General features: G+C 57.9%; 10 protein-coding genes. 3 read left to right on the forward strand and 7 right to left on the reverse strand.

Going from position 1 to position 10,273, the window contains the following annotated elements; genetic code table 11:
* Nucleotides 1-17: 17 nt before the first annotated feature.
* The 5 genes from HBA54_RS22630 to HBA54_RS22650 form a co-directional block, all read right to left on the reverse strand.
* On the reverse strand, nucleotides 18-1,157 hold the full coding sequence (locus HBA54_RS22630) for a sensor histidine kinase (protein ID WP_205944846.1): 1,140 nt from the start codon (nucleotides 1,155-1,157) through the stop codon (nucleotides 18-20).
* Between the two features lie 132 nt (nucleotides 1,158-1,289).
* The gene (locus tag HBA54_RS22635) at nucleotides 1,290-1,811 is read right to left on the reverse strand and encodes a Rab family GTPase (RefSeq protein WP_167228970.1); all 522 of its coding nucleotides are present in this window, start codon (nucleotides 1,809-1,811) and stop codon (nucleotides 1,290-1,292) included.
* A gap of 7 nt (nucleotides 1,812-1,818) precedes the next feature.
* Nucleotides 1,819-3,513 (reverse strand): OmpA family protein, encoded by a 1,695-nt coding sequence (locus HBA54_RS22640; protein WP_167228972.1) that lies wholly within the window; start codon nucleotides 3,511-3,513, stop codon nucleotides 1,819-1,821.
* The gene (locus tag HBA54_RS22645; RefSeq protein ID WP_167228974.1) at nucleotides 3,500-4,078 is read right to left on the reverse strand and encodes a hypothetical protein; all 579 of its coding nucleotides are present in this window, start codon (nucleotides 4,076-4,078) and stop codon (nucleotides 3,500-3,502) included. Before HBA54_RS22645 ends, HBA54_RS22640 begins: the two co-directional genes overlap by 14 nt.
* A gap of 362 nt (nucleotides 4,079-4,440) precedes the next feature.
* Nucleotides 4,441-5,136, reverse strand: coding sequence for an IS6 family transposase (locus HBA54_RS22650; RefSeq protein WP_167228976.1), 696 nt, complete (start codon nucleotides 5,134-5,136; stop codon nucleotides 4,441-4,443).
* A 219-nt stretch (nucleotides 5,137-5,355) separates the two neighbouring features.
* Here HBA54_RS22650 and HBA54_RS29750 point away from each other — a divergent pair, with 219 nt between their 5' ends.
* From HBA54_RS29750 to HBA54_RS29945, 3 genes are all read left to right on the forward strand, one after another.
* Nucleotides 5,356-5,694, forward strand: a complete 339-nt coding sequence (locus HBA54_RS29750; RefSeq protein WP_322096093.1) for a tyrosine-type recombinase/integrase — start codon at nucleotides 5,356-5,358, stop codon at nucleotides 5,692-5,694.
* 503 nt (nucleotides 5,695-6,197) lie between these two features.
* A complete protein-coding gene (locus HBA54_RS29250; protein WP_322096094.1) occupies nucleotides 6,198-6,866 on the forward strand; it encodes an alpha/beta hydrolase family protein in 669 nt (222 codons plus the stop codon).
* 305 nt (nucleotides 6,867-7,171) lie between these two features.
* A complete protein-coding gene (locus HBA54_RS29945) occupies nucleotides 7,172-7,615 on the forward strand; it encodes a GFA family protein (protein WP_167228980.1) in 444 nt (147 codons plus the stop codon).
* A 227-nt stretch (nucleotides 7,616-7,842) separates the two neighbouring features.
* On the opposite strand, the gene HBA54_RS22670 is transcribed toward HBA54_RS29945, so the two are convergent.
* Together HBA54_RS22670 and HBA54_RS22675 are read right to left on the reverse strand one after the other, a co-directional pair.
* Entirely contained in the window at nucleotides 7,843-8,364 is a 522-nt protein-coding gene (locus HBA54_RS22670) for a 2'-5' RNA ligase family protein (RefSeq protein ID WP_167228982.1), read from the reverse strand.
* Nucleotides 8,365-8,497: 133 nt separating this feature from the next.
* Entirely contained in the window at nucleotides 8,498-9,868 is a 1,371-nt protein-coding gene (locus tag HBA54_RS22675) for a transposase (RefSeq protein WP_167228984.1), read from the reverse strand.
* Nucleotides 9,869-10,273 lie beyond the last annotated feature (405 nt).

The raw sequence follows: 10,273 nt of genomic DNA on the forward strand, positions 1-10,273 counted from the left end.
CAGCCCTTCGCGATGGTCTAGCGCACGACACGCGCCATGGGAAAAGTAAGGGTAACGCAGGTCCCAGCTTTGGGAACACTCTCAATTTCGACGTGACCCTGGTGGAGCTTGACCATGGTCTTGACCAGATGAAGGCCCAGACCCGTGCCTCCTATGCTGTTTCCGGAACTGGTTAGTTGAACGAAGGGCTCGTTCAAGCGGGCCAGGTCCTGCACCGCAATGCCGATGCCGTTGTCCTTCACCTTGAGAACGAGGCCATCGTCGCCGGTGTGCGCATGAACGATTATTTCACCACCGTCCGGGGTAAACTTGCTGGCGTTGCTTAGCAAATTCAGCATCACCTGCTTCAACCGCCGACGATCTGCATGCAGTAGTATAGGGGGCGATTCCATTCGTTGGACGAAGCTCAACCGCTTGGCAAAGGGCAGCGCCTTGGCAAGCGCCAGCGTCTCGGCAACCAGATCCGCAAGATCGACCTCCTCTTCCACCAGGTCCATGCGTCCTGCCTCGGCTTTGGAGAGATCCAATAGGTCGTTGATCAGGTCCATCAGATAATGGCCGTTGTCATAGATATCCTTGACGTAGAGAGCAAAATCTTCTCGTGGATGATCGCGCTCTGCACCGCTGCTGAGGATCTCCGCGTTGCCGATAATCACGTTCAATGGCGTTCGGAGTTCGTGACTCACGTTCGCCAGGAACGCCGACTTCGTCCGGCTAGCGGCCTCTGCCTCGAGGGTTGCCTGGCGAAGCGCCCGTTCGGCCAACGCAAGTTCGTTACGCTGCTGTAGGACGCGTTGTTCCAGCGTCGCCATATCCGTAGCATCTTGTATATAGAGCACGACACCGTGCTCTCCCTTCTTCGGAAAGGCCTGTATCGAAAGCACATTCGACGGCGGGCCTTTGGCATCTATCAAGCCCAGGTTCGGCAGATCGAAACCTTTTTCCTCGCCACGGCTGACGGCATCCAGCATATCCTCGTAACCGATCAAGAAGGGCATCGCCTCACAGGCGTCGCAGTCCAGCGGAACCCAGGTTGCCAAAACGCCAAAGCAGGCCTCCACCTGCCGTCTCTTGTCCAAAAGCACAACCCCGAGCTTGCCGGAAGAGAGCAGTTGATCGATTGCCGGTTGGAGCGCGGGCGGTGACAAGTCGGTCATATCAAGCATAAACGCCCAAATGAATTGTCTGAAACAGCACCGATCCCATCCTTGTTTGCTGCACGCAATTCAGTACTCCGGCTGGTTGGTTTCGCTTCTTCATGCTTCTAGGCAATTTTCGCGCCAAGTGTCCTAGGCTCCGATCTCGAGAATTCTACTGGCAAGCACGTGAAAGAGCTCGGGCACCGCCGCCCCGGTTGCTGCAGAGGTATGCAAAGCACGGCCGCCGAACTGATCCGTGAGCACCCGACCATCCGGCGCGCTTTCGACCGAATCCAGCAGGTCGACTTTGTTGAGCGCAAATACAACCGGACGGCCCGGCTGAACCTTCAGAAAATGCTCCGCATGCGCGGCCATCGACTCCAGTGCATCGGGCCGGGTGACATCGCCTACAACCAAGGCGCCAGCCGCGCCGCGAAGGTAGGTGTTCAGGAGCTCGACCTTTTGCTGGCTTCCTTCGATGTCCCAGAGAATTTGACTAACCGTTTCGAGGCCACCATCCAGCGTTTCCACTTGGTCGACATACTTGTAAACGTTCACCCCCAGTGTGGCTTGGTAGTCTTCGGTGAACTCTTTGAGCACATAGCGGCGTACCAGCGAGGACTTGCCGACCGCAAAGGCGCCAACGATACAGATCTTCTTGCTGATGGTCATTTGCCGCCTAGCCCTCGTCCGGTAAGACGACCTCGAACTCCACACGTCGGTTCTCACTGTCGACGCCGCTGGAACTGCTGAGCGGCCGCTCAGCTGCACGACCGACGGTAAGCAGCCGGCTCTCAGGCAAGCCCAGCCCAGATAGAAGACGCGAGATGTCCCTTGCGCGGTCTTGCGAAACCCGGAGATTTTGCGCCGGGCTGCCGGCACTGTCGGAGTATCCGACCACACGTAGGCGCAGCGCCGCCGGTGCCCTCCCCATTAGTCCCGCAAGCGCGCGAAGCTTCGCTTGCGCGCGGTCTGGGTTCCTTAAGGTGGTTCCCGCAGAGAAAAAGACCGCCTCCCGCGAAACCCAAACCTGAAGCCGGTCGGTTTCGCTCGGTCTTGCCAGCTCAAGCGGCACAAGTCGATCGTCCAGAATGCTTAAGCGATCGTCGACCCGCGTCAACTCTTCTTCCTGTAGATCCGCCAGCCGCTGGTCCACTGTTTCTAGTGCCTGACGAAGACCAGACACATCGGTCGTTGGCAGAACGGCAATGGTAAATGCGGTCTCGATCTCCGGCAGCGCTTCGGAAAGAGCCCGTACTAGCCCAGCCCGCGCAGCCTCGTCCGGCAGAAAGCCCGTGACATGAAGCCTTTCCGTATCCGGGTCCAGACGCGCGTTGACCGGATAGCCTTGCAAGACAGCTGTCCTCGCGATCGCATCATGCGCTGTGATCTCAATATCCGAGAATCGCCACGCTTGATAGCCGTGATAGCCGAACCAACCGACAAGAATGACGGCGACAAGCCCGGCCACGGCTGGCCCCTTGTAGGAGCGACCGCGAAATTTGTTCCGGCGGGCCTCGTCCAAGGCGCCGAAGCGGCGCTGCAGGTCTTCGATCAGGGCCTTACGGTCGGCATTATCAAGTGCGCCGTCATAGCCGCGCAGGACGTCGCCCCAGGTCTCGACGAAACTACAGAACAGGGCCTCAAGCGCCGCCTCAAAAGCTGCGGGTGCCGAACCCTTCGCCTGCACGGCCAGAATGATCGCCGGCGAAGTTCTCAGGAAAAGCTCCGAGGTGCCGAAACTCAGCGTCCTCAACTCGTCTGAGCTCGAGTTCCCCATCGCATCACGCGTGAAAGTCATAATCGCGGTCAGCATACCGCCGACAAGCTCACTATCGATTCCCTCGAGCGTTTCCTCAACGTTTCTTGCACGGGCAATCAACAAGCCGGTCTGGCGATGAATGATCAGCAGATCCTGGAATTCGAAGGGTGGATTGCCTTGTAGCTGCAGCTCGGCCTCGGAGCGGCCGGTGGCCTTAGCGCGGAGGCGGGTCTTCCAGCGCTCCAGAGAGAAACCCTCATCGAGCTTCTCGTTGAGGGTTTCCATCATCTCACGAAAAGCATTACCGACCGCTGCGGCGACAAGCCGCCCGGTGATCGGATAGAGTGCGTCAACCATCATGTCAGATGAATTGCGGATCTCTTCGCGCATTGAGGTCAGAACCAGGGGTGCCATCACCTTTGCCAAGCGGTCATGGTCCTCTACGCCGGCATCCCGCAGTACATCAAGAATCACCGCGCGGACGCTCTGACGCAACGCCGGGCTGTCCCCGACCCTGGTCTCAAGCTGCCCACAGCGATCCTTGAGTTCCTCAAGCAGATCAAGCTCGGCCTCCAGAAGAAGCCGCTTGATCTCCTCCTCAGGCTTTCTCATCCGGCTGGCCGTTCAGCAGACCACTGAGGGACTTCTCGATCTTGCTGAGGGTTGGGTCTCCTTTCAGACGCATGCCTACTTCTATCAGCTGGTCGCCCAGATTGAGATTGCCTGCTTTGTCGCGATCCAAGCGATCGACGGCGTTGGCCAGCTCGTCTCGAACTGCTTCGAGATCCCTTTCAAAGCGTTCGCCCTGCTCTTGTATATCCCTGCTAAGGCGATCATCCAAACCATTGATCATCTCGGTCAGCTCCCGGCCACCGGCGGCAATCTCTTCCCTCGCCGTGGACTCTACTTGGCCGAGTTTCTGTATAAGCTGATCCAGGCGAGCGTTCAGATCAGTTGACAGTTTGTCCATCTTTCTGTCGAAGGTCGCCTGTGCCTTCTCCAAACGCTGGGCCGCTTCAGTGCTCTTCCGCTCGATCAGGTTCTCCAGTCGCGTGTTGCGGCTTTCCTGATCACGTTGTGCGGCGCCGAACAGAATCTCTCGGATCTGGTCGATGTTTCCGCTGTTTCCGAGCTCGCTTTCAATGGACTTGTCCGCTTTTATCGTGGGCTTTGCCATCTCCACCCTTTCTTTTAAAAAAACAGGAAACAACACCAGACAGCCAATTGAAACAGCTAAAAATCTGCTGGGAAGGGCAAAGCTCGAAATAGCTCTCCCAATCGCTCCTTACCCTAACGCAAAACGATACGGCCTCTCCTCCAAACCCACAAACTCAATATACGCGAACATCAAATTGTATTATTAATCTTAAGGTAGATGTCACGGACCCACTCCAGATCGAGTCCGATACTCGCCGGAGCGCCAGGTATACTGGCAATCGTGCCTTGGGCTTTGTCACAAACCGGAGTGTACCAGAGGAGCTGATCTGGTGCCGTCAGACAAACTTGACCTAGCCAGCGAAGCATGGAGACCTCTGGCACTCAGCTCGCCAGAAGACGCCACTCGGCCAGGGCGGCGTACCGGGTCTGCTTGAAGATTTCGCGGCGATTGAGATGACGATCGTGGTTGAAATGGTTGCAAATCGAAGCGTGGACAGAAGCGAACTTCTGTAGGGTATTGATGTCCCGAAACCGAGCCATGGCACCTTCGCGTCGTCGGAACGGTTGATGGGAGTTCTCAGCCCGATTGTTGAGCCAGCGACCACACACATGGCGTCCCACGAGCCCAAGGGCCTTGATCGCAGCGCCATAAGATCGCAGCCGGTCGGTCACCAGCATCCACGGCCGGCCATAGCGTTTCATCGTCCGCTTCAAAAACGTCAGCGCAGCTTTGCGGTCCCGACGTCTGCTAGCGAAGACCTCGAGCACCTCGCCCTCGTGATCGACAGCACGCCAAAGATAGTGCGTCTCGCCGTTGATCCGCACGAACACTTCGTCCAGGTGCCAACGCCAGTGCGAAAACGATCTGTGGTGAAGGCGCCGTCTCCTGATCTCAGCTGCGAACATCGGGCCGAAGCGGTTCCACCAGAACCGGACAGTTTCATGGCAGATGCCGATACCGCGCTCGAAGAGCAGGTCTTCGACCTGCCTGAGCGACAAGAGATAGCGGACATAAAGCATCACCGCGAGGCGGATCACTTCGGGTGTGCTGTTGAAATAGCGGAAGGGATTTTGCATGGCCGGAGGCTACGAGAGCCATATCACCAGCTCAAGCTGTTTTGCTCTGACACTGCCCCCATGAGCGAACCAAGCTCCTTTTCCGGGAAAAGGAGCTGACACATGAGTACTTTCCTATGCGGCCAGTCCGGCAAGGTTCCTTAGAACAAAGGCAGGCTGACCGGCTAGAAGCCACCGCTCAAACGTAAGGAGATCTGGGCCATTCGAGTACGGTTACAGCTGGCCGACCGGACAAGAGATCTTGCCCTCTTCAATCTAGCAATAGATAGCAAGCTACGGAGCTGCGATCTTGTGCGGCTGCGTGTCACGGACCTTGCCCACGGAGGGCGGGTCGCGCCGCGGGCAACGATTGTTCAGAGGAAGACGGGCCGGCCGGTTCAGTTTGAGATCACGGAGCCGACCCGGGATGCGGTGGTGGCTTGGATCGAACGCGCACGACTGACAGCCGATGATTTCCTCTTTCCGAGCCGCATGCGGCGGTCTCCGCATCTCTCCACCCGCCAGTATTCTCGAATTGTGAAGTCTTGGACCGCGAGTATCGGCCTTGACCCTCATTAGTACGGTACTCATTCGTTGCGGCGGACAAAGGCCACCCTGATTTATAGGCGGACCAAGAATCTCCGGGCGGTGCAGTTGCTGCTATGCCACACCAAACTGGAGAGCACCGTTAGGTACCTCGGCATTGAGGTCGATGATGCCCTTGAAATAGCGGAGCAAACAGAGGTCTGATGCGGTGCAGTGGGAGGCGGCCGTCAAAGACGGTCGCTTCCCGGCCAGGAACGGCCATTTTTGACGGGTGCCACAATGACCACATTGAGCCCTCACAGCCCAATGCTGCGGCGTAAACGAAGGTCAGCCTTCGCGCCTACTGTGGAATATCGCTTCACGGCACTATGCTTGGGTGGCTCCAGAACCGGCAGTCAGCGAAGGACGCAGGAATCTGAGTGACGATTCCCGAACCAAGGACGATCCGTCTTCGAGACCACCGTAGCGGGGTTGTCGAACTGTTCGTTGCCGAGCCCGACGATCAGCGGGGTGAGCGTAGGCCGGCGCTGCTGATCGTGCACGGTCACCAGTTCCCCGAACGTCCCGGCGGGCGCGGACGGCTGACGCCTCCGCTGATCGAGCGGCTGACGGGACGGGGCTGGATCGCGGCGGCGGTCTCGCAACCAGGTTACGGTGGCAGTTCGGGTCCGCCCGACTGTTGCGGACCGCGGACCCAGGCTGCCTTGCGCATCGCGTTCCGGCACCTGGTCGAGCGCGGAGCGGACCCCACACGGTCCATCGTCTGGGGCATCAGTCGCGGCGCAGTCGCCGCATCATGCGCATTCGTGGATGGGGCGCCCGAGCCAGGCGTGCTAGTTCTGCAAAGCGGCACGTATGACATGGAGGGGTGGGTATCGTGGGTTCGCGCCGGTGCGCCCGGAGGCAATGCTGAGCTGGCGAACGCAATCCTAGCGAACCAGGAGCGAGAGGCGGGTCGGAACCTCGACGCCTTGCGCGCTCGCTCAGGGGTCGTTCAAGCGCCGCGCGGACGCTGCGACGTTCTGATCGTCCACGGGGCACGGGATCCGCAGGCTCCGTCTGAGGATCGCGCGCGCATGCTTGCGGCGTTGCAACTGGCGGGACGGCGCGTGGAAACCGCAGTCATGCCGGAGGGCGAGCATGCACTGCCGCCACGATTCGCCATGGAGGCGCTTGCGGAACACTGGCCGCACCTGGCGCCATAACCGACCCGCGCTGCACCCGAATGGCAGCTTGGTCCGCTTTAGCCGTTGTTCAGATGCCTGTGGTCAACGACCGCTTCGGGTCGCTTGCGCCATCTACATTGGCCAGGAGCGGTCATGTTTTGGAACCCCGCTTTCGGCCTCCATGGCGGTCAATAGTCGAGTTGGCTGCCTGGGCGGCAGGTTTGGGATCAGAAAGCAGCCGATCGCACAACCAGGCACACCTCGCGGCCTTCACCCCCCAACCACTCGTCGCAAACTGTGCTATGGACTGAGACGTAGTACCTACTAGAAGTTGGAGAAAGAGAATGCATCCTCCTTTCGACGGCGGTTGCCAATGCGGGGCCGTCCGTTACCGGGTAACAAGCGAGGCGGTGGTGATTTATGCCTGTCACTGCACAATCTGCCAAACTCAGTCGGGAAGCGCCTTTGGGATGGCGATGCGGGTTCCTACCGAAGATTTTCACTTGTTGAAAGGCGAGCTAAAATGCTTCGAGCGAAGGGCTGATAGCGGTCAGACCTTCACAAATTCATTTTGCCCGGACTGCGGCACGCGCATTCACCACAAAGCCGACAGAAGCCCTGACCAAGTAAGTCTGAAGCTAGGTACATTGGACGATACGAGCTGGCTTCGTCCGACACACCACGTCTTCGTTCGCAGCGCCCAGCCATGGGTGATCATTCCGCCTGACGCAGCAGCATTGGAGACCATGCCGGAAGACCGAAGCTGGTTGTCAGGGAAAAAGACGTAGTGTCCTCCGGCACTCAACAGCTTTGTTGCTCGCTGCATCTGGACGGCCGCTATGCGATCCCAATTCTGACGTTCGAACCTTCGATCATCAACGTCCCGTAAGGGTCGACTTGAGCCGCTTGTGGTGGCCTCGACTGGCCTTGCTCGACCCATCGCCGTCGGCGGCAAGGTTCGGCCAGAACCAGTCATTCGTCGAGTTTGCAGCGAATGGCTGGTCTGAGCCCAGAGTTACCCATCTAGGGTGACTGTTTCTAATGACCTAAGTTTGCCGGATCGGACAGCTACGACGTCAATTTTCTCGATCGTGCCAGCTATAGGCAACTCTCCAAGTGAAGAGAGTTTTGTCGCCTTCAAAGCTGACTGATCTTTATTGGTAGCGACGGTCATGTGCGGTTGGTAAGGGATACCTAATCTCAGCTGAGACCTGTACTTTGCTTGATAAAGCGCCTCGTGCAACGCAATGACCTGTTCTCGACCTTTACCGCAAAGCAGATAAATTTTATGAGTTTTTTCAATGGAGTCATAGTCCATTTCGAAGCGGTCTAGCGTTACTTGGAACTGAGGCATTGCCTCAACGACATCGCGGCAAAGGGTAACGATTTCTTGCGGTTCGACACCCTTCACACCAAACATCAGAGTTAAGTGGGGTGCCACCAGCTTAGCACGTTCAGGCTCATTTTGCGCACGGAACTGGTCGAGTACTTGTGTGGTGTGAATCTCAAATTTTGGATAGGTCAACACATAGATCATCAGTAAATGATGCCATAGGGCTAACACTTTTTGAAGGTACGGCTAAAGTCTGCTTTGTCCGGATAGTGTTGAAGAAGTCGGTGTCTGATGTGGATTAGCGTTTGGCCGAACCGAGGTGAATTGCCCTTGTTCTCTAGGTTTGCACCGGTTCCGGTACCAGCTTCGCCAGTTTTCTGAGGTTTTGGGCGGTTGCAGCGAGTTGGAACTGTTCGTTTGCGCCTTTGGGTCCACGGAGCCGCATCATACTCAGGCCGATGTATCGCTTGAGGTGGGCAAAGAGCATTTCGACTTTTCGTCGCTGGATAAACGATGTCATGTAGGCGTCAGTTTTGCGGATATCTCGGGCGATATCGCGCGCCGCTTCGTGCACTGATCGGAGCACTTTTCGGGCGGGCTGTGTCGGACAGCATTTGGCTTTCAAGGCGCAGCCATCGCAGTCTTGTTTGCTAGCCCGATATCGGATCAGACCGTCTTTGCTGACGTTGGTGGCGCGGGGTTTGGTGAAGTTGCGCCGCGACTTCTCCAGTGTCTTACCTGCCGGGCAAGTGTAGCGGTCGGCAAGAGGGTCGTAATTGAAGTCGTCCCGCGAGAATGTGCCATCTGTACGTTTGGATTTGTCCCAGACAGGGATGTGCGGGGCGATGCGACGTTCCTCAACCAACCAGCCCAGTATCTCCGCCGATCCGTAGCCGGTGTCTCCCACCAGTTTATCTGGCTTAAGGCCGAACCGGTCGTGCACTCGGTCGATCATACGCCGCGCGGCCAGCGTCTCTGCGGGTCGGATCGGAACGGTTGGTTCCACATCGACGATCACGGCAATATCCAGATCAACCATATAGTTGGTCGAGTACGCGAAGAACGCCGCACCACCGTCGGCTCCCGTCCAGCGTGCCGCCGGATCGACTGGCGAGATGTATTTGGGGACAGCCTTAGTGGATGCGCCAAAAGCGGCATCATCCAGCGTCTCGAGATACTCGTCCAAAGCACGGGATGTGAGCTCCAGAGGCAAGCCTTCCTTGCTGTCCACGCCGCGCGTCTGGTTGGCGTTGGCAGGGATCAGGCTCGCATCGACGCCGAAGCTGTCGCCGCCCACCAAACCCTCATCGATGCAGCATTGCAGAACCGTCTCGAACAGATGACGGAACACGCCGCTTTCTCGGAAGCGACCATGCCGGTTCTTTGAGAAAGTCGAATGGTCGGGCACAGGATCGGCCAGGTCTAATTTGCAAAACCATCTGTAGGCCAGGTTCACATGCACTTCTTCGCAAAGCCGACGCTCAGACCGGATGCCTTGGCAATAGCCAAGCAGCAACATCCGGATCATCAGTTCGGGATCAATCGAAGGGCGACCATGCGAGCTATAGGATGGCGCGAGGAGCGGGCGGACACTGGACAGGTCTAGGAAGCGATCAATTCCGCGTAGCGGATGATCCTTTGGTACAAACTCCTCGATCGAGAACTCGTAGAAAAGCGCGCCCTGCGCCACCTGTCTTGGTCCCATCATCGCTAAACCTCCACTCTCTTATCGAGTGAATCAGCGCCAAACCGTCCAATCAACAGACTTTTTCAACACTATCTCCGCATAGCGGCCGTTCGCGTCGTTTCAGCCGAACGGCCGCTCAGGGTCGAACTGAGACTATTGCGAGCGCCGTGTCAGCAGCTGGCTTCTGAGGCGTGTCTTAGGGCCGAGTCCGGTCAGAAATGGCCCTTGGTTTCCAGTGCCGGCCCCGGGGCCAATTTTATTGAGGCGGGGTCGTTTTATTACCCCTGCCTTGGCCCTGCCCGCCGCCTGTGGCATCCAACGCCGCTTTGCAAGCTGCCGAGACCTTGTCCTTGTTGGCCTCCAAGCAGGCACGGGCCTCACCGCTGCCATGGGTCTGGCCGGCGCAGTACGTTTCAAGGTCAGCCG

The organism is Pelagibius litoralis, from assembly GCF_011683915.1.
GTDB lineage: Bacteria > Pseudomonadota > Alphaproteobacteria > Kiloniellales > Kiloniellaceae > Pelagibius > Pelagibius litoralis.